Source organism: Nitrosarchaeum sp. AC2, from assembly GCF_013407385.1.
Lineage (GTDB): Archaea > Thermoproteota > Nitrososphaeria > Nitrososphaerales > Nitrosopumilaceae > Nitrosarchaeum > Nitrosarchaeum koreense.
The window spans coordinates 680423-703180 of the sequence record NZ_CP030847.1 but is presented as its reverse complement, the minus strand read 5'-3'; the positions used below and the strand labels follow the sequence as shown (position 1 = coordinate 703180).

The 22758-nt window shown below is 32.7% G+C and carries 26 protein-coding genes; 7 read left to right on the top strand and 19 right to left on the bottom strand.

Going from position 1 to position 22758, the window contains the following annotated elements; translation table 11 throughout:
* Position 1: 1 nt before the first annotated feature.
* The 4 genes from DSQ20_RS04090 to DSQ20_RS04075 all read right to left on the bottom strand — a co-directional run bounded on the left by DSQ20_RS04090 (position 2) and on the right by DSQ20_RS04075 (position 3263).
* The gene (locus DSQ20_RS04090; protein WP_179366131.1) at positions 2-1876 is read right to left on the bottom strand and encodes a threonine--tRNA ligase; all 1875 of its coding nucleotides are present in this window, start codon (positions 1874-1876) and stop codon (positions 2-4) included.
* 137 nt (positions 1877-2013) lie between these two features.
* Positions 2014-2415, bottom strand: a complete 402-nt coding sequence (locus DSQ20_RS04085) for a hypothetical protein (RefSeq protein WP_179366130.1) — start codon at positions 2413-2415, stop codon at positions 2014-2016.
* A gap of 158 nt (positions 2416-2573) precedes the next feature.
* A complete protein-coding gene (locus DSQ20_RS04080; protein ID WP_179366129.1) occupies positions 2574-2918 on the bottom strand; it encodes a hypothetical protein in 345 nt (114 codons plus the stop codon).
* Between the two features lie 6 nt (positions 2919-2924).
* On the bottom strand, positions 2925-3263 hold the full coding sequence (locus tag DSQ20_RS04075) for a rhodanese-like domain-containing protein (RefSeq protein WP_179366128.1): 339 nt from the start codon (positions 3261-3263) through the stop codon (positions 2925-2927).
* 250 nt (positions 3264-3513) lie between these two features.
* On the opposite strand from DSQ20_RS04075, the gene DSQ20_RS04070 reads away from it, so the two are divergent.
* Together DSQ20_RS04070 and speY are read left to right on the top strand one after the other, a co-directional pair.
* Complete coding sequence (locus DSQ20_RS04070; protein WP_255458349.1) at positions 3514-5124, top strand: potassium transporter TrkG; 1611 nt, start codon at positions 3514-3516, stop codon at positions 5122-5124.
* A gap of 214 nt (positions 5125-5338) precedes the next feature.
* Entirely contained in the window at positions 5339-6442 is a 1104-nt protein-coding gene (speY, locus tag DSQ20_RS04065; protein WP_179366127.1) for a deoxyhypusine synthase, read from the top strand.
* Here the strand turns inward: speY and DSQ20_RS04060 are convergent.
* Entirely contained in the window at positions 6439-6651 is a 213-nt protein-coding gene (locus DSQ20_RS04060; RefSeq protein WP_179366126.1) for a hypothetical protein, read from the bottom strand. The genes speY and DSQ20_RS04060 overlap by 4 nt on opposite strands.
* Before the next feature lie 128 nt (positions 6652-6779).
* Here DSQ20_RS04060 and DSQ20_RS04055 point away from each other — a divergent pair, with 128 nt between their 5' ends.
* Positions 6780-7109, top strand: coding sequence for a 30S ribosomal protein S25 (locus tag DSQ20_RS04055; protein ID WP_048110423.1), 330 nt, complete (start codon positions 6780-6782; stop codon positions 7107-7109).
* On the opposite strand, the gene DSQ20_RS04050 is transcribed toward DSQ20_RS04055, so the two are convergent.
* The gene (locus tag DSQ20_RS04050) at positions 7091-7477 is read right to left on the bottom strand and encodes a cyclophilin-like fold protein (protein WP_370464195.1); all 387 of its coding nucleotides are present in this window, start codon (positions 7475-7477) and stop codon (positions 7091-7093) included. The two genes, DSQ20_RS04055 and DSQ20_RS04050, sit on opposite strands and share 19 nt — an antisense overlap.
* A 52-nt stretch (positions 7478-7529) precedes the next feature.
* On the opposite strand from DSQ20_RS04050, the gene DSQ20_RS04045 reads away from it, so the two are divergent.
* Both DSQ20_RS04045 and DSQ20_RS04040 read left to right on the top strand, forming a co-directional pair.
* Positions 7530-8045 (top strand): DNA-directed RNA polymerase subunit K, encoded by a 516-nt coding sequence (locus tag DSQ20_RS04045; RefSeq protein WP_048109751.1) that lies wholly within the window; start codon positions 7530-7532, stop codon positions 8043-8045.
* A 61-nt stretch (positions 8046-8106) separates the two neighbouring features.
* Positions 8107-8415, top strand: a complete 309-nt coding sequence (locus tag DSQ20_RS04040) for a ribonuclease P subunit p25 family protein (protein WP_007550677.1) — start codon at positions 8107-8109, stop codon at positions 8413-8415.
* On the opposite strand, the gene DSQ20_RS04035 is transcribed toward DSQ20_RS04040, so the two are convergent.
* Positions 8412-8828 carry a transcriptional regulator gene (locus tag DSQ20_RS04035; RefSeq protein ID WP_007550678.1) on the bottom strand — a complete coding sequence of 139 codons (417 nt, stop codon included), beginning with the start codon at positions 8826-8828 and terminating at the stop codon, positions 8412-8414. The two genes, DSQ20_RS04040 and DSQ20_RS04035, sit on opposite strands and share 4 nt — an antisense overlap.
* Positions 8829-8948: 120 nt before the next feature.
* Here DSQ20_RS04035 and DSQ20_RS04030 point away from each other — a divergent pair, with 120 nt between their 5' ends.
* Complete coding sequence (locus tag DSQ20_RS04030; RefSeq protein WP_179366125.1) at positions 8949-9893, top strand: asparagine synthase C-terminal domain-containing protein; 945 nt, start codon at positions 8949-8951, stop codon at positions 9891-9893.
* On the opposite strand, the gene DSQ20_RS04025 is transcribed toward DSQ20_RS04030, so the two are convergent.
* The 12 genes from DSQ20_RS04025 to DSQ20_RS03975 form a co-directional block, all read right to left on the bottom strand.
* Complete coding sequence (locus DSQ20_RS04025; protein WP_007550681.1) at positions 9890-10036, bottom strand: YHS domain-containing protein; 147 nt, start codon at positions 10034-10036, stop codon at positions 9890-9892. The genes DSQ20_RS04030 and DSQ20_RS04025 overlap by 4 nt on opposite strands.
* Positions 10037-10101: 65 nt before the next feature.
* Positions 10102-10467, bottom strand: a complete 366-nt coding sequence (locus DSQ20_RS04020; RefSeq protein WP_048109756.1) for a DUF6659 family protein — start codon at positions 10465-10467, stop codon at positions 10102-10104.
* An 85-nt stretch (positions 10468-10552) separates the two neighbouring features.
* A complete protein-coding gene (locus DSQ20_RS04015) occupies positions 10553-11653 on the bottom strand; it encodes an aldo/keto reductase (RefSeq protein WP_179366124.1) in 1101 nt (366 codons plus the stop codon).
* Positions 11654-11683: 30 nt separating this feature from the next.
* Positions 11684-12580, bottom strand: a complete 897-nt coding sequence (locus DSQ20_RS04010; protein WP_179366123.1) for a prenyltransferase — start codon at positions 12578-12580, stop codon at positions 11684-11686.
* Positions 12581-12717: 137 nt separating this feature from the next.
* A complete protein-coding gene (locus DSQ20_RS10640; RefSeq protein ID WP_255458348.1) occupies positions 12718-13503 on the bottom strand; it encodes a hypothetical protein in 786 nt (261 codons plus the stop codon).
* A 74-nt stretch (positions 13504-13577) separates the two neighbouring features.
* Complete coding sequence (locus DSQ20_RS04000) at positions 13578-15272, bottom strand: hypothetical protein (RefSeq protein WP_255458347.1); 1695 nt, start codon at positions 15270-15272, stop codon at positions 13578-13580.
* Positions 15273-15388: 116 nt separating this feature from the next.
* Positions 15389-16177, bottom strand: coding sequence for a hypothetical protein (locus DSQ20_RS10635; protein ID WP_255458346.1), 789 nt, complete (start codon positions 16175-16177; stop codon positions 15389-15391).
* Between the two features lie 33 nt (positions 16178-16210).
* Entirely contained in the window at positions 16211-16798 is a 588-nt protein-coding gene (locus DSQ20_RS03995) for an archaellin/type IV pilin N-terminal domain-containing protein (RefSeq protein ID WP_179366121.1), read from the bottom strand.
* A gap of 99 nt (positions 16799-16897) precedes the next feature.
* The gene (locus tag DSQ20_RS03990) at positions 16898-18673 is read right to left on the bottom strand and encodes a hypothetical protein (RefSeq protein ID WP_179366120.1); all 1776 of its coding nucleotides are present in this window, start codon (positions 18671-18673) and stop codon (positions 16898-16900) included.
* Complete coding sequence (locus DSQ20_RS03985; RefSeq protein ID WP_255458344.1) at positions 18670-19353, bottom strand: hypothetical protein; 684 nt, start codon at positions 19351-19353, stop codon at positions 18670-18672. The genes DSQ20_RS03990 and DSQ20_RS03985 overlap by 4 nt, the downstream gene beginning before the upstream one ends.
* Before the next feature lie 22 nt (positions 19354-19375).
* A complete protein-coding gene (locus DSQ20_RS03980) occupies positions 19376-19885 on the bottom strand; it encodes a hypothetical protein (protein ID WP_255458343.1) in 510 nt (169 codons plus the stop codon).
* Positions 19882-21003 (bottom strand): hypothetical protein, encoded by a 1122-nt coding sequence (locus DSQ20_RS03975; protein WP_179366118.1) that lies wholly within the window; start codon positions 21001-21003, stop codon positions 19882-19884. The genes DSQ20_RS03980 and DSQ20_RS03975 overlap by 4 nt, the downstream gene beginning before the upstream one ends.
* Positions 21004-21141: 138 nt before the next feature.
* On the opposite strand from DSQ20_RS03975, the gene DSQ20_RS03970 reads away from it, so the two are divergent.
* Positions 21142-22758, top strand: a complete 1617-nt coding sequence (locus tag DSQ20_RS03970) for a type II/IV secretion system ATPase subunit (RefSeq protein ID WP_179366117.1) — start codon at positions 21142-21144, stop codon at positions 22756-22758.

The following is a 22758-nucleotide window of genomic DNA, read 5'->3' as shown; positions in this document are numbered from 1 at the left end:
TTTACACCATCAGTTGTGGTCTTTGTGAAAGATATTTTGGAAGATTTAGCCCGGTAAATGGCTTACCTTTTGTTTGTTCACTAATTTCATTAATAAAATCATCAAACGTCAATTCTCTAACATTTCCTGTTTGTCTATCCCTAATACTTAGATTTTCCGAATTTGCTTCTTTTTCTCCAATTACCAGAGTATAGCGAATCCAATCTCTTTCAGCATCTCTGATTCTCTTTCCTATAGTTTCGTTTCTATCATCAATATCTACACGAATATTTTGAGAGGATAGTTTATCAGCTAAATTATCACAAATCTTAGAAAACTCTTCTTTTAGTGGGATTACTCTAACTTGTGTAGGTGCAAGCCATAATGGAAACTGTGGTTTTTTTCCTTCTTTAATTTCCTGAGCTGCTTTTTCTAAAATTACATAAATTACTCTCTCAATTGCCCCACTTGGAGAATTATGTAATATTATAGGATTTTTACGAGTATTATGTTCATCTACAAATTCAATTCCATATCGATTTCCATTTTCAACGTCAATTTGATCAGTAGAAAGAGCAGATGCTTTTCCCATAGAATCAACAAAGTTAAATTCCCATTTTAAAACAAAATAAAAGAATTTTTCTTTCCACATTTCAACAAGCACGGGTCTTCCATGCTTCTTTACTAATTCATTAATTGATGATTTGTTTTCATTATAGAAGTCCTCAGTAAATCTAATTGCCATCTCATAATCAGACTCTATAATTCCAAGTTCTTTTAGAACATTACGAGATAAATCAAATCTAACTTTGATTTCTTCTATTGATTGTGCCATATCTTTGCAAAATGCATGACAATCAGGCATAGTAAATGCGCGCAGTCGTCTTAATCCTACCAATTCACCAGATTGCTCGCGTCTAAAACTATAACGAGTCAATTCGTATAATCGGTAAGGCAAATTTTTGTACGACATTTGAAATTCATTTGCCATCAAAAATTGTCCAAAACAGGCTGCAAATCTTAAAAATAGTTTTTTTCCTTCAGAATCAATATTGTATTGTCTTGCGGGAAATCGATTGAAATAACTAACCATACTTGGGTGATGTGAATCATACATGATTGGAGTCTCAACTTCGTAACCACCATATTCTTTGACTTTATCGGTGACAAATCGTTCAATGAGAGATTTTATCAAACGACCGTTTGGAAAAAAACGCATGTTTCCAGAATCAGATGCAGGTTCATAGTCTGCAATTCCCATTTTTTTCATCAATGCAACATGTGGTGGTGGTTCATCTACTGCTCGTTTTTTTGCTGATTCATATTTTGCAAGTACTTCAAGTTTTGGATATTTTGAAAAATTAAAATCTCCAATGTTTTCAAGAGCGCCATCTGGAGAAAGTATTTTCCAATACGAAGTAATTTTTGATTCTCCTTTTAGTGCTTCAGAAGTCATCTCTTTTTCTTCAGGTGAAGTTTTTTCGCCAATGTTTTCTTTTGTTACAATTTTGGAACTTTCAGCTAATGGGTGTCCTTTTACTTTAAGATGATATGATTTTGTCCAACCAAATGGAGAGTGAGACACCTCAAGTTCAGTTGCAGAAGACTCCATCTCTTTAAGTAAAGATAATGCAGTTGATGGGGCCGCTAAATTTGAGCTAAGATGAGCATATGGATATAACAGTAGTTTTTTACATCCAATTTTTGTCATGGAATTTTTTATTTGTGAAATTGCACTTTGAACAACGGATGAATCGTCACCATTTTCGATTGCTACAAAAACAACAACAACTTCTTCTAATCTTTTTGTTTCAGGAACAATCTCTTCAGCACTTTTGATCTCTTTTTTTGTTGGAGTATATTCTATGCTATCACAGTGCAGTTGCAGTATACGCATAATCTCAAACCAAATAATAATTGAATTAAATCTTTGGCTATTTTATTCTCACATAGTAATGAAAAAGGTTTAGATCGTGCCTAAATTTACCAAAAAAATTCAGTTAAGAGGATTTTAGAAAAAATAGAATTCTATCATCAGCCCCATTCATATATAGAAAATGAAAATTCTTCTTTAGCATCTTTTTTAATTAGATTTTTTTCTAGTATGATCCTACAAATCAAACTGGGATCAGTTACGATTTCTAAGCCTTTTAGAGCATCTTTCTTGGTGGACATTTCCTTACCAAGGATTTTAACAACTGCATCAGATAGACCAGAAAGATCCTTTTTTGAATATTTTGCCTTGTGCAGATAAAATACAATACTAATAGACAGTTGTTTTCCGGTACATCTCTTCTGCACATTACTGATGTTTTTACCCAGTTTAGTTAGTACTGCTTCACGAATTAGTAATTTGGTCTCCTTTGCTTTTTTTCCCGTGGATAATGGAACAAGTCCACTAACTTTGATATTTTGTAATAATACATCGCCTTTCATAATATTACTAAAAACAAGTGGAATTTAATCCGGGATCATAATAAAATATGATTGAAAAGTTTACTTTTTGAATTATTTGATGCGATATTAGTTTACATTAAAAATAAAGAACTTGGTACAGGCATGAAGTGGTATTGATTTTTTCAAAGTAAAAATCATCATTTTTGTTTTTCAATCTTATCTCTTAACGTAATTATTGAACGTAGAATCAATCCAGAGATACCTAAATTAGATTTAAGAAATTGCACTGTACGTTTAAGAGAATCAGCACCACGGAATCCTTCATCATAAATCATCTCTACTGAACCCTTATCAGTATCAACAAAAGATGTAATTAACGAATAATGTCCTAATCGCTCATCAGTTTTTTCAAGATATAATCGGAGCTCCACAGTGTTTATCAAAAATCCCTGTTCAGCAAAACCACCTGCTGAAATCAACACCTCAACCTCATCAGGACTTCGGTTTATTCTTTGAGGGTCATGTAAATCGATTATATTCATTATGTATTATAGGTACTCTGTTCCCACATAAGAAATATTTGTAAAATAAAGCCGATATGGCCAATTGTTTATTCCACCTATCAAATAATGGACATCAATATCATGAGAACGTAAAGTGATTGTTATCTGTTTTGATTGTTTGTCGTCTTTACTTATCAAAATTATCTTTGAATGTTTTGGAACATCAATTAAACGCCCTTCAACATATTTTACTAAACGAGATTTTTTGATATGTCCTTTAGCAAACTCTTCTTTTTTTCGCAAGTCATAAAGTGCAATATTATTGTCAGTTTTAATAAAATTCAATAGTTCAGACGGTGTAAGCCCAATATCAAAATTTTCCATTTTAATCTTAACTATCAAGTAATTGTTCGGGTTTAAAGATTAGTCCAAAAATCACATGACGGTTAGAGCAGATCATCAGTATAACGTATTTATTTTCTGACTACATGCCACAAACTTAATCAATAGGGATTCTAGGTGAAGCGTGATTGTCTCAAGAGAATAATCAGACAGATTATTTTAATAAAAAAGTATCGCAATACTATAGAACAAATATTCTAATGTTATCAGAACATGTCAAGGTTTCTGAAGCATGTACAATATTAAAAAAAAAGATCTAGATGAAATTATTGTAGTGGATGAATTGTATAATCCACTAGGGATAGTTACAGATGAGGACATTTTAACAAAATTAAGTGAGTCATTTGTCAACCCAACGAAGACCACATTAGGAGACATCATGGTATTTCCATTAATCACAATTAGAGAAAATCAAACAATTTCTGAAGCACTTGCAATAATGCGTGAGAAAAAAATTCGAAAATTAGCAGTATTATCAAACAGCGAGATGGTGGTCGGAATGCTTTACTTGGATACAATAGCAAGTCTTGTCAAAAGATCATTGATCAAACAACAAAAACAATCCACATTTTTAGGAATTATTTGGAATCTCGGCGTCATATTGCAATTTACTGGAGTATTGATGTTCATTCCAGGAATTGTTGCAACAGTACTAAACGACTCTGTTGTTGCAACGGGAATATACCTAATGTCAATTTTATTAATAATTTCTGGTTTTTTCATGAATTCTTATGGCCAAAAGCATCCTTTGACATTAAGAGGAACTGCAATTCTAGTTTTTGCAAGTTTCATAATTTTAGTATTGTTTGGTATGATACCTCAACTTTTTGTAATTGATTTTGGGTCTAATGATCTTCTAGAATTATTTGCAGATGGGTTTTTTGAAAGTTCTGCGGGATTTACAACCGGAGGGTTTTCTCTTGTACAAAATCCTGAAGACTTGCCAAGAAGTTTTACATTTTATCGTGGATATGCTCAGTTTGTAGGAGGTTTGAGCTTTATCTATCTAATTGTAACTGTGTTTTATTCAGAAAGACAAATCAAAATGATGAGAGGACTCATTTCAGGAAATGTCCCACATCTAAAAAATTTACTTGCAACAATCACAATAATTTTTTCAATTTATGCAATATCAATTGCTTTATTGTTATTTTATTTAGGGGAAGGTGAAATATTAGATGATTTTGCATTAGCATTTAGTGCATTATCAACAGGTGGTACTAGTCCAAATTCTAAGATATTTGATGATTTTACTACACCAAAATACATAGTATTGATGGCTGCAATGATACTTGGGTCATTGCCATTTAGTGTGCATTATGCATTTGTTAGAAAAAAATTTCTTACAGTTAAATTAACTAAAGAGGTATTAGTGTATCTAAGTCTATTAGTTATTTTTTGTATTACATTCACATTATCAATGGGGCTAAATTGGCAAGAAGGGATATTTAACATGATTTCAGCAAGTACAACTACAGGATTTCAAACAGCAAATCTAGAGAACATAAATCCACTTGCACTTACAATAATCACCACTGCCATGGTAATTGGAGGATGTGGATTTTCTACAGCAGGAGGTATCAAGATTTTCAGATTTATGCATCTAGCAAAAATCAGACATATCTTTAATCGAAAAAACGCACAGATATCTGAATCAGATAAAAAAGATATCATAGTTGGAATTATAATTTTGGCAGTATCTGTGATTGTTCCACTTTTAATTGCCACATACATGTATACAATAGGATATGATTTTCAAAATGCATTTTTGATGGAGTTTCTGCTATTACAACTACTGGACATGGGGCAGGAACTGTCAGCTCAGAGTTGGATCCTACAATGACGATAATATTTGGATTTTTGATGATCCTTGGAAGAATTGAGATAATTTTACTGGTGTATTTATTCATCCCAAAACTAATGAATTAAAATCTAAAATACAACATAACTTGTTTGGAAAAAACTATTCAGCAAATATTAGTTCCAAAAATAATTTCAAAATATTGTGTAAATAGAAGAGCGCAAGTATTATTTACAGTTAAATTTCGCATATAGAAGTGGACCCACACAAATTTCATGGCAAGGATATTCCTCACATAAAATTAGATCCAAATATGACAATTGAGGATCTGGTAGATGTTTTTGCAAGTTCAGGATACAACGGTAGACAACTTGGAGAAGCTGCAAAGCTGTTTGCAAAAATGATCAAAGAAGATGCAACCATATGCCTAACGGTATCAGGAGCAATGACACCTGTAGGGTTTGGTGGAATTATCAAAACTTTGATAGAGCGAGGATTCATCGACTGGATCATAACAACTGGCGCCAATGTCTATCATGAAGATCATTTTGCTTGGGGCTTACCTGTTAAACAAGGACATTTTGATGTTGACGATATGAAGTTGTATGAAAATGAAATTGTACGAATTAGAGACGTATACATAAAATTTCATGAAACATTAGAAGCTGAAGATTTAATCATTCAGAAATTATTTGCAAATGATTTTACAGATAAACCGTTTACAACTGCAGAATTTTGTAATTTGTTGGGAAAAATGAGTAAAGAAAAAGCCAAACATCCAGAAAAAAGCTTTATCACAACAGCATACGAATATGATGTTCCTGTGTACATTTCCACAATGAAGGATTCATCTATAGCAATGAATCTAGCAGTGCATAGATTACATGATAAGGTATACAAATTAGATTTTGTCAAAGAGATAATTGAACAGGCTGCGATTCTATATAATTCAAAAAAATCAGGCATATTGGAGCTTGGAGGAGGAGTTCCAAAGAATACTGCTCAGCAAACAGGCCCAATGTTAGACCAGATATTGCAAAGAAATGATGGAGGTCAAGACTACGTGATACAAATCACAGATGCAAGACCAGACACAGGAGGTTTATCAGGTGCAACATTACAAGAAGGAAAAAGCTGGGGCAAAGTGCAAGATGCGCATCACGATATGATTACAGTGTATGCAGATTCAACAATTGCATTTCCTATTTTAGCATTATATGTTCTCAGTAATCAAAAATCAAGAGAGCCAAAAAGACTGTACAAGAAATTAGGAAAATATTATGACAAGCTTCAAGCAGATTATTTGAAAAAACCTACTGAAACTAAAAAACAAAAAACAAGAAAAACAAAGAAAACCTAAAACTTGTCAAAACGAGCACGTTCTAGATCTCTATCATCTTTAGATTCTTTTTTCCATTCTTTGTAATGTTCTTTACAAAGAACTGTTTTTTTGCCTACAGAAGATACATGTAATCCAGCATTTTCTACTTTGGTTGTATTTAATGAACGGGCTCCTTCTTTGTCACAGCCATCGACATTACATTTTGCACCTTTTGAAACAATACCCATGATTATGGATAAATTTGATGTTATTTATATTTGAGAAAACCCAACATTATCAATATGGTTTTTTAATATATGATTTAAAAAATCAATATTATACATCGTTTATAAGAGGAATATTTTTTTCTGACAACATGGGTGGAACAAAAAAAGTCAGTCCAGCAAAACAGGACAAGACTCAAAATTCAAAGGATGGAAAAGATCCAAAAGATTCAAAGAAAAGTCGAAAAGATAGAGGTGAGAGCGGTCCACGTAAAGCAGAGATTACAGTAATGGTAAATGAAGCAGAAGCAATCAAAATAATCAAAAACTCCAAAGTTGTAACAGTTCATGATCTTGCAAGACAAACAGGAGTTAAAATTTCAGCAGCAAACGCATTTTTAATAGAGTCAACAAAGAAAGGGATTGTAAAGCGTACCGGTGGTTATAGCGGACATTACATCTATCAAGCAGTTTCCTCATAGAGACAAAAAACGTCTCCAGATTTCACATCTTTTAGTGCATCAATGTTTTCTAACATCTTTCCAATAGGAGTCATAATTTTTCCAGGAGAAGCATCATCAACAAAAAAACAAATACTGCCAGTAGAAGATAAAAAAGCAATATCTCCTTTTTTGAATTCTTTTATGGATCTTTCGATTCCAGAATCAAGTGTCGTTTCAAAATAAGCAATATGTTTTCCCAGAAAATGAGCGTGTCCTTCTAATGGCAAAGATCTCATTATCGTTCCAACTGTCCTTGGAGACAAATGGCGTTTTAGATCACAGTGGATCTTTGTTTTTCCCTTAATTTCCAAAATTATCTGTTTTCGCGAGACTGAAGGCGAGCTCAATTTGTAGTTTAAAATTATTGGATTATATAACGCTTTGAGAGAATTTGGGTACTTGTCGGATTCTAACGAAGCTGAATTAATTGTAGAAGAACCAGAAGAATATGTAGAAGCTCCTGAAGTAGAGGAAGTTTTTGAAGGAGATGTAGAGATAAACACGGGATTAAACAAAGCATTAGATACTTATCGAAAATTAATTGAAAAAAATGAAGGGTTAGAACCATTAACTGAAAAACAACAAGAGGCACTAGAAAAAAGAATTAAAGAAATTGAATCACGAGAAGTTGTTGAAACAATTTCAGAACATGATCCAGTAGAGATCCCATGTGAAAAAGGCAAGATAACAATTGGTCCTCCAACACTAACAAGATTTGAAAAGGCAAGAATTATGGGCGCAAGAGCATTACAGTTATCATTAGGAGCACCTCCATTCATTCCAATTCCAAAAACTGCCAGAATATCACTAGATATATCCATGGAAGAATTAGAACAAAAAGTGATACCAATCACTATAAGAAGAGTACTCCCTAATGGAGATTATCAAAACATACCAATAGAATACTTTGATTAAGTGAATCAATCGTCGATAAAACTTAATAGAACACAAAATTGCGAATTATTGAATAATGCTCATGGAAGAGATTAAAAAAGAATATGGTCAAGAGCAGATCAACAAACCTGAGACGACTATACTTCACATCAGAAACGACCCAGTAATGCAAGTAGCTCTAGATGTATTACCAATTTTAGGAAATAAAAAGAAAGTAATACTTCGAGCAGTTGGAAATTCAATTCCAAATGCAGTTGCAGTTGCAAATATTATTACTGAAAAGATGTTACATGGGAATTCAAAAGTCGAGAAGATAAAACTAGACACTGAAGCAGCTGCGGGGATTGGAAGAATGACTTCAAATATAGAAATTATTTTAATTAAAACCTAGTATACGCTGCCAGGACCCTTTAGAAGCATGTTTTCACATTCTTTACAAACTTGTTCATCTATATCAGATTCTAAATTGTGATGAATTTCACAAATCAACAAGCTTGATTTGATATAGTTACAAAGACCAATAAATTTTGAAAGACTAGACGGAGTATAAGCCATATCAGAAGATAAACTATCAGTTAATTCATCAATTAGAGTAGAGACTTGTTTTTCTGCCAAAAGTTTTGCAATCAAAGATGGATCACCACGAGTTCCACGAATGTAGTTGCTAATAGCTGCTTGTGTAACTCCAAGCATTTTTGAAATTTCGTCTTCACGAATATTATGATCTTCAGCTAATTTTTTAGCAAGAATTGCCCGTAATGCAGGAATCAATGTCTTTGATTCGATTTCTGCTGGAAGTAACATCACTCCACAAAGTTTCGATAAAGGATTTAAAGTTTGCAATGCACAAAGTTGCCTAAACAGTAAATTAATCAATAATTAATTAGGCTAACCTATTTTAGTTTCAAAAATATAATTGACTCATTGGAAGATATTTCTAAAAAACTGTATGAGATTTTAAAAGAATCATGCGAGTCATGTAAATCAAACTCAATAGCAATATCGGGAGGATTAGATAGTACAATTATAGCATATTTTATAAAAGAACGAAAACCAAAGTCAATTGCAATAATAGCAAAAGACTTTGTTGCAAGTGATCTTACATACTCTCAAAGAGTATCAAAAGAATTCAACATACCATTAGCAATCAATCAAGTAAGCACCACTGATATTTTAAATGCCATCAAAGAAACTATAAAAATTCTAAAAAACTTTAACGATATTGAAATCAGAAATAATGTGGTCATGTACCTAGCAATAAAGTGGGCAAAGGATCAAAACAGTTCAGGAATTATTACAGGGGACGGTGCAGATGAGTTATTTGCAGGATATAATTTTTTGATAAAAAAATCCGAAGAAGAATTAGAAAAAGAGATACAAAGAGTATGTTCTGTAATGCATTTTCCAACACATGAGATAGGCAAAGCATTAGGGATAACAGTTGAATCACCATTTTTGAATGAAAATGTCATAGAATTTGCAAAGACAGTTCCATCAAACCTCAAAGTTAGAGAAGAAAAAACAAAGAGATATGGGAAATGGATTCTCAGAAAAACATTTGAGAAAAACATTCCAATGCAAATTGCATGGAGAGAAAAATCCCCCATGCAGGATGGGGCAGGTACCACAGGACTTTCAAATTTATTTGATTCTGTGATAAACGATCAAATATTTTTAGAAAAGAAAAAGAAAATACAAGATGTAGATGAAGTCACAATAAGGACAAAGGAATCCATGTATTATTATGAAATTTATAGAAAATTATATCAAATACCTACAAAGAAACAAGACTCCGAGTCATGTCCTTATTGCAATTTCAATGTAGAAGAATCAAAATTTTGTCGTATGTGTGGAGCTTTTCCAATTTAGATATTTTTCTTCCATTTTTTTGGTTTTCGAATAAAAATTTTCCTGCATCCATTGCAACAAAAAAATAGTTTCTTCCCATCATATTCATGAGTTACTGCTAATTCTTCAGAAAGTTCAATTCCACAAACTGGATCTACTGGCACAAATTTTTTCACAGATCATTTCTATTTATAGATATGTTGGATTAGATCAGAAGACAGAGTGAAAATTATGAGTGAATTATTTTCAATATTTTCTTTGGAAGTACACCATAATCAGCGTCAGGTTCTGAAACAACATACAAAATATCATCATTAATGAGAAAACTAATTGCTAATGCACGTTCTCTTGATGCTAATGCAAAATTTACTGGACCCAATTGTTTATCAAATTCTTTTCTCATTTTTACTCTCAATGCAAGTTCCATAAAGATCATCTCGTCATCTTTTTCATTTTCTAATGGCTCAACATTTTCTTTCATTCCACCAGCAACCAATCTTCCTCGCTCATTAATTACTCCGGCAAATCTAATTTTGGGGTCTAATGACAAAATTGTTTTACAAATAGCAGAATAATCAAAAATCTTAGAAGACAAATTTCTGATTATAATCTCAGATTACCCATTTATTATCTTTCCATAGAATTCATAGATTTAACGCATGAATAAACAATTTTTGAAATTATGAAGTTAGTTTCTTAACTAATGCAAGAAACTCTTCTTCAGGCATTGGAGGAATTTTCATTATTTCAAGATTTTCAGAAACATGTGATGATGATTTTTGTCCTACCAGTGGAGATATTACACCTGGAGATGAACGAATAAACTGCAAGGCACGAAGTGATGGTTTTAGTTCATTAAATTCTGGCATTGCACCTGGTGTCAACAATCGTCCTTGCATTAACGGCACACTTGTAAACACTCCAACATTTAATTTGGATGCGGCTTCTAATATTGAAACAGGTTTTCCAACAAGTGTTTGATTCTTTGCAAGTAATGCTTGATCATAGTACATGTTAAACGGAAGCTGAATGAATCTAAATCCATGGTTTTCACCACCAATAGTTTTTGCCAATTCTACTGTATCTTCTAATGAAAGATATTGTGGATTATCAAAAGAAACTCGAAAACATTCCCATGTTGCCATACCATAAAATTTTATTTTTCCTTCTCTTCGTTTTTGTTCATATAATTCAAAGACCAGTTTTAGATTTTCCAAAAACTTTTCTTTTGAGATGTCTTTGATTTGACCCTCTACAGCATTATGCAAATATATCAAATCAACACAATCTAAACCAAGATTTTTCATACTACGATCTAGTTGATCATCAAGATATCTAGGAGTCATGCAATGGTATCCTGAGGACACATCGCCTTCTTTTAGTATCCCTTTTTGAGTATATTCGGTTTTAATGTATTCCCAAAATTCTTGTTTTACATCAGCGTCATTTGTAATATATCCATTTTTTGTACTAATGAAAATTTGATCACGAGTAATTTTTCCTTCATTGATTAATTCAGAGATTGCTTTTCCAACAGAACGTTCAGCTTTTTGTGCTCTATAATTAATTGCAGTATCAATCACATTAATTCCAGATAAAATAGATTGTTTTACTGCATTTTTTACAAGTTCGTCTGTCTGTTCATTCGGATCTCCAAGATAGGTGCCAATACCAACATTAGACAATTCAAGGCCGTGTATTTTCTTGAAATTTAATGAATTTACGCTTGAATTTTTAACAAATTTGGCTGTACCTTCAGATGTAGCAAATCCAGTAATCATAAAAATCGTCAAACGTTACTGAATTTATGTCTAGTTGATCAATACAGCATCAAACAAAAAACTTAGTACAAACAATACACCAGTGATTCTGCTAAACTTTAGTGTGTTAGACATTGAGGGAATCAATTCATCCACATTATCAAAATTTTTCTTGAGTTCAAGACCTGCCTTTATCAATAACGGAATACCAAGTATCGTAATAATGGACAGCATTGGAAAAATTCCTAAAAAGATTCCAGCAAAAATTACAAAATATGAAATTAAAGGAAAAACCCAAAAAACAGATGTTGCCCTTTTTTTACCTATTGCTATAACCAAAGTTTTTCTTCCTTTAGATTTATCTGCATCATGATCTGGAAACGATGTAATAAACAAGACCAATGAAGACAAAACACCTACAACTATTCCTCCTAAAATTGGTTCAATAGTAATTTGATTCGATTGTATAAAAAAAGTTCCAAGCACTATCATTGCTCCCTTTACTGCAACAAAAAATTCTGCAAGTCCAGAGTCTACAATTTTTGTAGAGTAAAAATAGATAGATAAAATTGCAAATCCTAGAATTGCAGCAATAATTATTCCATCGGTAAATACAAAATAAAATCCAATTATGGAACCTAAAATCAAAAATACAATTCCGGCACGATAAACAGATGATGGTTTGAGTAATCCCTCTGGCAAAACACCTGTTCCTCCACTCATTTTGGTTCGTTTAGTAGCGGTGTCTATTCCTCTTTTATAATCCCAGTAATCATTTAACAAGTCAACACTAGCATGAAGTGTCATTACACCAGCAAATGTCAAAAAAGCATCAAAGGGATCAATAATCGAATTTAGACGCCAACTTATTGCAAGACCAAGTGACACAGCTATAATTGAGGCTAAAAGAAACTTGATACGTATCACTCTAAGCCATACAGAGATCATCAAAGATTGAAAACAAACACAATATAATATCTCTATGTAAAAACATAATAAAAAATAGAATAATTTTTAATATAAAAAGTACATTAAAACATCAAATTCAAATTATAAATTTAGTAAAATAAAAAAAGAAAAAAAGATTAATCGTACTTGTTCTTATCATCGTACTTGTTCTTATCATCGTACTTGTTCTTATCATCGTACTTGTTCTTATCATCGTACTTGTTCTTATCATCGTACTTGTTCTTATCATCGTACTTGTTCTTATCATCGTACTTGTTCTTATCATCGTACTTGTTCTTATCATCGTACTTGTTCTTATCATCGTACTTGTTCTTATCATCGTACTTGTTCTTATCGTAGTAATCATTATGATCATCATATTCATTGTCATGATCATCATTATGATTTCCATCATGATTATCATCTTTAACGTCATCATCCATAGGATCTGTAAATGAATAAGTAACATCAATAATTCCAGTATCAATTGAATTACATTCAATATAGATTCCATTAATTCCATTAACATTTGCCAGAGTCACAGTTGTGCATTCGGGAAAATTAACAATATCATTAATGTCTGTTGGAAAGTTATTTTGTTCGTAGACGTTAACAGCGATTAAAGTTCTTGTATTTAGTAGTGCAGGATCTGCAATAAACACATCATCGTGATTATCAGGATCAAATGGATTAATCAAGATACAAGGCGGAGTAATTAGATCACAGCTATCAAGACTAGTGGTATTTTCATAATTAAAAGACAATGAATTCACATACAAGTTAGCATTAGAACTGCTTTGTCCTCCATTTTCACGATGTTCGTTTTTGTCATATGTTGCAAAAACACTACTACTAACGGACACAGAGCCAATCAATATTCCAGCAATTACAAATATCGATATAAGATGTAATGTATTAGTCATTAAAAATAATCAGGATAGATAGTTATTATAAAAATGTGAGTTCTAAATGAACAACATTTTAAAAATTTATTAAATTAAAGCTCTTCTTCTTCCCAGTCTTCTTCTAAGGGAGTTTTTGATTTTTTCAAAAACAATACAACTAGCACACCAATCAAAAGTATTGCAGCAATAATTACATAAACAATCCATTCAGGCAAATCAAGATCCACGGTATTCAAAGTTTTATCTGGAGAATCAACGTTAATTGTTAAAGTATCCTTTCCTTCAGAATAACCTTCAGCAGTTGCAATAAGATTCAATGAAATACTAGGACCATTTGTCGCAGTTAATCTAACAACTGCACTCCCATCAGGACCTGTTTGTATTACATCAGGAACAACCAGAGAATTTCCATCGGTATTTATTTTAATAGATGCACCTGCAACAGATTCGGCATTTTCATCATCGATAAATAATTTAATTTCAACTGGTTTATCAACTGGGATTTGATCAACCAACCCACTTGTGAATATTTTTAATTTTGTCAATGAAGAATCAGTACTAATTTCAGATTCAGTTCCTATCACACCTTTTGCACTTGCTGAAATCACAGAATTACCAATTACGCCAGTAGTTTCAATTGGGAATAAGGCATAAGATACACCAGAATGAATTACAGCATCATCGATTACTTGCACTAGACTTTCTTTAGATGAAGTGATTTTAGACTTTACATCATATGTAGGAATAATTGGATTGCCTTGAAGATCAACAATTTGTACTATGCCAAAATTTTTGTCATGATTTGCATTTATTTTATTCATAGGAAGCAACACGGACATCTTAGATGAGGGTTGAGTCACAAAGGTTTTTTTGGTTTCAAGTGATAAATCAGCACCTTCTCCAATTGGAACCACTTTCAAATCAATAAAATTTTCATCTTCAGTTATTGTAAACGAGTCACTGCGAAGTGTTGCAAATGCAAAAGTTGTATCCTTTTTGATTTCAATTATGCCATTGGTAGGCGTAACAAGATATTTTGAATCATGTTTTAGTACTTTTGGCCTATCTTGACTATCTATTGCAATCAAAAATACATCAAAATTTCCCTCACGATCAAACAATATTGTATTCTGACCAGTCGGTGAAAAAATCCTGGCTTCTTTTTGTTCGAGTGTATTAACAACCTCAGTTAAAACAGAATCAGACCCCACACCCTGAACTGATGTAGAAATCAAAACAGGGCCACTTTTTTGTCCTGAACTAATGATAGCAGTACCAAAAGAATTACCCACCTCAATTTTACCAATGTCCTTAATTGTAACTAGTTTTGAATCACCAGAGATAACATTTAATTTTTTGACATACCCATCAGCATAATAATTTTCATTTGTTTGTATTGGATAAAATTCGCCATCTGTTAGATCATCCATAGTTAAAATTATTATATCTTCATCTTCACTATCTTCTGTTTCTTCAGTAATTGGATTTCCGTTTTCATCAACATCATCATCATCTTCTTCTACTGCAATTACTTGATAAGTTACAATACTAGTAGCATTACTAGGGATTCTTTCAGGAATGAATAATTGTATGTCTTTTTCAATTATTTTATCATTATCAATGTTTATCGATTTTCCCACTGTTGAAAATGTATCAGTAGCAATTCCGTATCCTTCTGCACTGACACCTATTTTGATATCATTAGCAAGTAAATGAGAGAGATCTAAATTCTGTCTAAGATAATAGCCAAATTGTCCTTTTTTAATTACGGTTTTGATTTCTTTCATAGTATCATCTAATTTATCACCAACTGAATATTGATCATTTGAGAAAAAATTTAATTCAATATCTTCCGGAGTGATAGTAGGATTTCCATCCGAATCGACTACACTTACAAAAATATCTATTTGTTTTTAACATCGGCGTTAATTAATTTTGGAAAAACGTTAATGGCTAAAGAAGCAGGAAGTGTAGAAGATATCTTTATGCTTTTTGCAGTATCTAAATTAGATTCATTTTGAATTGCACGTAAGAATGTGTTTCCAACTTTTTGATGAGTTTCAAGAGTCCCCCAGGCATAATATTCACCCTTTTTTATTGTCAGAGTATCAGAATTGGGCATAGCTAGTGATTTTTCATATTCTAAATTAACATCTACATCAAATGGTGCTCTAATTATGTAATTATCAGATGTTCTCAAATAAACAGAAAAAGGCATTTTAGAATTTACATGCATGTCATCAGAAGGCAAATTTAATTCCAAGATAAGATCATCTGGAAGATGAGTTTCATTGTTACCTATCTGAATTTTTTGAGAAGATGTTTTGGAATTTAATGATGCAGTGATTACAGCAGTACCTGTTAAATCTCCAACAGATACATCAAATTGAGCATACTCCTCATTTGCTTTTAGAATAATTTTTTCAGGAACAGATACCAAAGCAGGGTTATCAGAGAACAGGGTAAACATCACATCTTTAGATGATGTGATAGGAGTCCCACTTTTACTTAGAATAAAAATATATCCTATATGATGATCAGATTTACCTTCATCAATATGAGATGGAGTTATTGATAACTTGATAGAATAATCAGTGAGTGAATCAAGATTTTGAGCAGATGCAAATTGTAAATGTAAAGGCAATAGAACAACAATTGTTAAAAGAAAGATGAGAGATTTTTTGTGAGTCATTTTTGTTTACCATAAAAAGTAAAAAAGGTGGGGTTAACCACTTTGTTGACCTGCTATTACTGTCCCTACAAACACTGCACCGTTAGCTGTTGTCAGTTTGAACTGTGTATCTCTGCCATTTTTGATGTTTTCACCAAGATTCATAACAATTGAAACTTGTTGTCCTGGTTGAAGTTCTGCTGAAGATGTAGCCAGAAATGAACCAGGTCCAGCTGTAAGAACTTGATATTGTCCAGGGGCTGGAGCAGCAGTAGTATAGTTATATACTGAACCGCCAAATCTAACTTCACCTAGTGTAACCTTGCTTACACTGTTACTTTGTAGATATACCGATACATCTTCACCTAAGATAAGTCCATTTCCAGCAGTATTACCTGCAGCAAATGTTGTACCGTCATGATTTAACAAAGTAGTACCGTCAGAGGCATCATAACCAGTGAATTTCAGAGATTCGATGTTCGGGGAACCGCTTACTTGAGCAGAACTAAAGAATCCTTGTGAGAACACAAAGACAATACTTCCACCCACTACAGCGATAGCGACTAAAAGAAGTGTTGCAATGATTGGAGCAACTGCTCTTCTAGAGGTCATTTTTTGTTTTTTTGACGTTATGTATGTCATTCTTGACTGTATAAAATTAAAAAAGATGTTAAAGAGATCTGTGTTCAAAATGCACTACAATTTGCAAAAGTGTGCATTTGTAATTAAAAATGAACAAAATTATGAACCGTTTACTTGTAAAACAATCTCATTTAATGGGCCAATTGAAAAATTATTGGTAGTCTGTCCTTGCGCTAAAACATACATTACATACATTTGATCGTTTGTGACATTGGGAGCTTTTGCACTAAATTGTATTGTATCTGCTTGGTTAGATGCATCTCCCAAATTGGTTGAAGTTGTACCGATTATTTGAGTAGAACCATCACCGAAAGTGGTAATTGTCGGAGGATTTACAAAACCATAGTTATTTACAATTTGCACATCAGTCCAATCTTTTGGAACATTAATAATTAATTGCGCCCCAGATTTTATCCAAGTACTTGTGCTAGTATCAAGATCAGCAAAAACAACATTAAATGTTTGAGTGCTACCTGGAATTATCCCTGTTCTTGTAGATTGTATATCAGCATTATTTCTAGAATCTACAATACTAGAAAGGTAGACATTACCAATTACTTCAGTTCCATCATACATTGTAGTCTGATATCCAGATTTACCAAATGAGCCAACTGTGGTAAATACAGATGCCTGCACCACTACAGTTTCTAAGATATTTTGCCCAGCAATAGTTCCGGGCAAAACCCTTACAAGAAATTGCTGTGTGGAGTTTGGAGCAATTACTACAGGATTAGCGTAATTTTGCCACATAATCACATTCTCAGAAGGACAATTCCAACTGTTTGTTCCAGTTGGAAAAATATTAACTGCCCCACAGCTTGCAGCAAATATTTTATCATTGTTATTTGCCCCAGGAGCAAATGCGGTGATGGATAATTTACTTACTTCCATTGGAGCATTTACGGGATTAGCTACATTGATACCCCATAATGCTTTATCATTTGAATCCCCTTGAGGGGAAGGAATTATTAAAAACAATTTCGGCCTGGCAAGTAAATCTTCATTTATGATATTGTAATTCTGGTCTCCTCCCGTGCTTTCTGTAGGTAATCTCAATACACTTACATCAGAAATCGTATTACTGATAATAGTAGGACCGTTAAGCTCTGTACCACTAGCATAACTAGAAAAATTAACAGGATCACCATTTGAACCAGATATTGTATAATCCCAAGAAAACAAAACAGATTCTCCAGGTGTAAGATCAACAGATACCGGAATTGGAGAAGATGATGCAACAACTGCAAGCGCAGGAGTAACAGTTAGTGGACCAGGTGAAACACCTTCGATAATTGTCGAACCAGTATTGGTTACTACCATTGCAACAGTTACATTTTGTCCAATATTGACATCTGGAGGATTTGTGATCAGTTCTGCACGTAGACCGCTAGAAGAAGGTCCAGCACCTATAGTTAGTTCCGCAGTTCTAACAGTACCCAATGTAGAAATTACTTTTACATCATATGTGTCAGGAACAATGTAAAGCGGTTGAGTGGACAAAACATTGGATGTAAAACCAGTTGGAACAAAAGCATCATTAGAAGCAACAGAAAAAGGTGTTGCAGGTTGAGTTGGTAGAGTTTTATTTGTAATCCATACACGAGATATCTCTACGGGGTTTTGGCCATTATTATCAACTGAGACATTTAAGATATTATTGGCATCTGCAAAGACTGCAATTCCAAATTGTTCTTGTTGTTTTTTTAGTTCAATATCTGCAACCACTCTTTGTGTATTTACAATATCAGTTTGAGAATCAAGAGCAAGACTCATTGCAGAAAAACCAGCAATCATCAAAACAGTAAAGATTAACGCACCTACAACAGATGAAATTCCACGCCTAGAATTGGAAGTATGTGAGAAAATATTGATCATCTTGCATTACCACTCTCAATTAAAAATTCTACAAGGCTAATACTGCCAATATTTAGAAAAACACGTATTCCTTTATTTAGCAGAATATCTGAATCATCATCTCCAAGCTTAATCAAAAGGTTAACAGTCTCACCACTTTTAATTTCATTACTAATAGATTGAACAGTTGATGAATCAGAAATTATGGAAAACATTCCATCATGAGGATAGTTACCTCCAGAAGAAATATCCTGCAAAGTGTTCAAAGTAGCACCAGATGTTTGAATATCCCAAGAATAATGTACATTATTTAATTGAATATTTTCCAAAAAGACTGAATTAATACTATTATTTTTAATTTTAATTATAATAAATTCAGAACCACCATTTGATGGAATTTTATCTGAATTTATTACAGAACATGTACCACCACATAGTTTACTATCAAATTCATTATCAAGATTAGATATTTGCAACAAGGTAGTAGAATCACGCGTATCATATCCCAACAATTTGATTGATTTTGTTGCAGTATCTAATGATGAAGCAGTAGCCAAATTTCCAGAGATAAACGAATCGTTTACAAAATAAGTCAGAGTTGTGGCACCAGTTACAGTTATCCCCATAAGCAACATTGTCGAAATGATATCTGTGATACCTCGCCGTTTAGATCCACAAGATTGTTTTCCCAATTTTAACATCAAATAATTTTTCATTTCAATCCTATGTGTTGTACGGACTAGCTACAGTAGAAAAGAAATTACCTTTTGAGGTGGTGATAGAAATTTTATATTCAGATGTACGATATGTTGGGTCATCCCAAGTTTGTGAATTTAGATCTGCATTGATAATAACAGGATCACTTGATTCTTTTATCTGGATGGTAGTACCAACACTCTCATCCCAATTTACAAGAATATTTTGAGTATCAATCTTTACGACAGTTATACTTTCAATTGTTGATTCGGTGGTACCAATATTTGCTAGATACAGTATGATTTGATCAGTTCCAGGCTCAAATCTGACATGCTCAAACATCAAATTTTCTCGAAATGCCTCGTTTTTTGGTTTATCATGAAAAGTCAAATCATATGAAAATGCATTGATTTGATTCATGCCATTAAACAGAACTACAGAACCGATAGACGTAACAACTCCCAAAATTACAACACTACCCATAACTTGACTTACTGCGCGTCTTTTTTTTAGTGAGTTAGATAACGGGCATTTCATTTACGACCACCAATATTTGCATACCAAACAGAAACAAATTCCTCTACACGTGAAATAATTTTTGAAAAATCAGGATCAGAAATTAAGTTTATTCCATAATGTTTTGCCAAACTTTCTACTCCATCTTTAACATCAGATACGGTAACAAAGAAAGTATTTTTGGGATCAATATCTAATTTAGGAATTAAAACAGAATTCATATCAGATTCATCGACTCCGGAAGATTGATTTTTAATAAAAATTAAAATTGAATCGTCATTTGATTTACTTTTACCAAAAATTGGAATTTCATGCACATTTCCACTCTTTCCTTTAACACGAGCGTTTAATTCGGCTGAAAAATTAAAACCATTTAACAATTTCATTAATTCATCTTTTATTTGAGTTGTATCAGAAACATTAGAGATATCAGAATTCTTTAATTTGTAACAAAATGTAGTTATGAATTTTCCAGAATTCGTATCAAAATCATGATCATGGTTTCTACAATGAAGTTTTATAACTGCATTATCAAATTTCTCTATACAGTCTTCACATTGATACCACATTGCAGGAACACGAATTTCTTTATCAAAATTTTTGATTTCTTTCATACAAGAAGGACAAATTGAATGCGCGGTGTTTGAAAAATCAAACTTCTTGCTTTCAGCGATATAACCACATTTTTTATGTTCAAACAAGTTTAATTTTTCTACATTCATAGAATGGCATTTAGGACAATACAGTCTCATGCTTGATGAAAAAACTGTAGGATGTAATGGGCAGACGATTAATTTTTCATAGATGTGTTTAGCTAAAATTCCATCTGAGACTAGATCATCTAAATACAATACATTGTCATGAGGTTCTCCTATTTTGGACAGAATTGGATAGTAGATGTGACCCTTGGTATAATCAATGAATGGTTTAATCGTTTTATCATCTAATTTTTGTACCTCCTGAATCAGATTCACAGATTTGCTAGTTGAGGGTCTAGGCAAATCAGGCTCAAAATTTACTTTTGGGGTAGGTTCTTCATTAGTATCGGATTCCTTTTTTAAAAACGAAGAAATCCCACCAACGTGTGGAAATTTAGAATCAGGTTTGGATTTAGATCCACTAGGTTTTCGTCCAAACATCAAGTACCTACCTCATAAGATAAGAGCATAACACATACCATGGCTACATGTATTAACTAAAACCACAGTAAAAGCAAAATGTTGTTCAAATGAACGAACAAGCGTTAAAAGACAAAGCGGTTATAAAAATACCTAAAAATGAGGCTAAATATATTTAAGAATAAAATTTCAGCAGTACAAAAAATTCAGTATGACCATAAAAATATTGTAAAATCAAATGAAAATAAAATAGAAGACATATCTCAACCTGTTAAAGAAAATGAAAAGAAAATTCCACAATTTATGACACTTTCAAAGTTAGATTGGGATAATAATGAGATTCATGCAGGAATAATAAAAGATCCAACAGCAAAAGGAGGATTAAGATATCAAGTTATAGAGCCAGCATTAACAGAAAGAGACCAAAAAGCTTTTGACATTATTAAAAAACTGTTAATGACAGAACTTTCAGTATCACTGGGAGACATTAAATCAAAAAAAGATGCAGAGAGAAGACTAAAAAATAAAATCGCAATAATGATTAAAAAATACAGATTAAAAATTCCACCAAAAAATATTGAAAGGATAAATTATTTTGCAGTGCGAGATTTCGTGTATCTTGGAAAAATTGAACCACTTATGAGAGATCATATGATTGAAGAAATAAGTTGTGACGGGACAAATATTCCAATTTATGTATGGCATAGGGAACATGAATCAATTCCAACAAATATAATCTTCAAAAATGAAGCTGAATTAAATAATTTTGCAAGAAAAATGGCATATGTTTGTGGAAAACATGTATCAGTTGCAGATCCAATCATAGATGCATCGTTACCAGGTGGAAGCAGAATCAATCTAACACTGGGTCATGAAATTACAAAAAGGGGAAGTACATTTACAATCAGACGTTTCAGAGCAGATCCAATTACAGTAATTGATTTAATCAAATTTGGAACAATGTCAGTAGATATTGCGGCATACATGTGGTATCTCGCTGAAAAACGTGCTACAATGCTTATTGCAGGAGGTACTGCAAGTGGAAAAACTACTGCTCTAAACGCTCTTGCGACATTTATCAGACCTGGACAAAAAGTAGTCAGCATAGAAGACACACAAGAATTGAATCTACCTCATGAAAATTGGATTCCAGCTGTTTCAAGGCAGAGTTTTACAGATACACAGATTGGAGAAATCAATCAATTTGATCTACTCAGAGCAGCACTTAGACAAAGACCAGACATAATTATTGTAGGAGAAACCAGAGGAAGAGAGGCTTATACATTATTTCAGGCAATGGCGACAGGTCACGGAGGATTTTCATCAATACATGCTGATTCAGTTGATGCAACATTAACAAGATTAACATCTTCGCCAATGGATGTTCCAAAATCTCTCATTTCAAACAGTCTTGATTTGATCACATTACAGCTAAAAATCAGAATTGGTGAAAAATCGGCAAGAAGAATAATTCAAGTATCAGAAATAAACGGTATTGATGAAAAAACTGGAGAAATTAAAACTCATGAGATATTCAAATGGAACCCAAAAGAAGATAGACATGAATTCATGGGAGATAGTGTAGTGTTTAGTAAAATAAAAGAACGAGATGGAGATACAGATGAAAAGATCAATTATGAATTAACAAAAAGACGACTAGCATTAGAATGGATGGCAAAAAAAGACATTCGTGATCACAAAGAAGTCTCAAATAACATCATGGAGTATTACTCGGATCCTGAAAGATACTATGAAAGAAAGAGGTTAGAGATGTAA

Coding starts and splice junctions, on each gene's coding strand:
- DSQ20_RS04090 (WP_179366131.1), bottom strand. CDS start 1,876: ATGCGTATACTGCAACTGCACTGTGATAGCATAGAATATACTCCAACA.
- DSQ20_RS04060 (WP_179366126.1), bottom strand. CDS start 6,651: ATGGGTATTGTTTCAAAAGGTGCAAAATGTAATGTCGATGGCTGTGAC.
- DSQ20_RS03985 (WP_255458344.1), bottom strand. CDS start 19,353: ATGTTAAAATTGGGAAAACAATCTTGTGGATCTAAACGGCGAGGTATC.
- DSQ20_RS03980 (WP_255458343.1), bottom strand. CDS start 19,885: ATGAAATGCCCGTTATCTAACTCACTAAAAAAAAGACGCGCAGTAAGT.
- DSQ20_RS04085 (WP_179366130.1), bottom strand. CDS start 2,415: ATGAAAGGCGATGTATTATTACAAAATATCAAAGTTAGTGGACTTGTT.
- DSQ20_RS04000 (WP_255458347.1), bottom strand. CDS start 15,272: ATGAAAGAAATCAAAACCGTAATTAAAAAAGGACAATTTGGCTATTAT.
- DSQ20_RS03970 (WP_179366117.1), top strand. CDS start 21,142: ATGAGGCTAAATATATTTAAGAATAAAATTTCAGCAGTACAAAAAATT.
- DSQ20_RS04075 (WP_179366128.1), bottom strand. CDS start 3,263: ATGGAAAATTTTGATATTGGGCTTACACCGTCTGAACTATTGAATTTT.
- DSQ20_RS03990 (WP_179366120.1), bottom strand. CDS start 18,673: ATGATCAATATTTTCTCACATACTTCCAATTCTAGGCGTGGAATTTCA.
- DSQ20_RS04015 (WP_179366124.1), bottom strand. CDS start 11,653: ATGATTACTGGATTTGCTACATCTGAAGGTACAGCCAAATTTGTTAAA.
- DSQ20_RS04055 (WP_048110423.1), top strand. CDS start 6,780: ATGGGTGGAACAAAAAAAGTCAGTCCAGCAAAACAGGACAAGACTCAA.
- DSQ20_RS04070 (WP_255458349.1), top strand. CDS start 3,514: ATGTACAATATTAAAAAAAAAGATCTAGATGAAATTATTGTAGTGGAT.
- DSQ20_RS10640 (WP_255458348.1), bottom strand. CDS start 13,503: ATGACTAATACATTACATCTTATATCGATATTTGTAATTGCTGGAATA.
- DSQ20_RS04040 (WP_007550677.1), top strand. CDS start 8,107: ATGGAAGAGATTAAAAAAGAATATGGTCAAGAGCAGATCAACAAACCT.
- DSQ20_RS04035 (WP_007550678.1), bottom strand. CDS start 8,828: ATGTTACTTCCAGCAGAAATCGAATCAAAGACATTGATTCCTGCATTA.
- DSQ20_RS03975 (WP_179366118.1), bottom strand. CDS start 21,003: ATGTTTGGACGAAAACCTAGTGGATCTAAATCCAAACCTGATTCTAAA.
- DSQ20_RS03995 (WP_179366121.1), bottom strand. CDS start 16,798: ATGACATACATAACGTCAAAAAAACAAAAAATGACCTCTAGAAGAGCA.
- DSQ20_RS10635 (WP_255458346.1), bottom strand. CDS start 16,177: ATGACTCACAAAAAATCTCTCATCTTTCTTTTAACAATTGTTGTTCTA.
- DSQ20_RS04080 (WP_179366129.1), bottom strand. CDS start 2,918: ATGAATATAATCGATTTACATGACCCTCAAAGAATAAACCGAAGTCCT.
- DSQ20_RS04010 (WP_179366123.1), bottom strand. CDS start 12,580: ATGATCTCTGTATGGCTTAGAGTGATACGTATCAAGTTTCTTTTAGCC.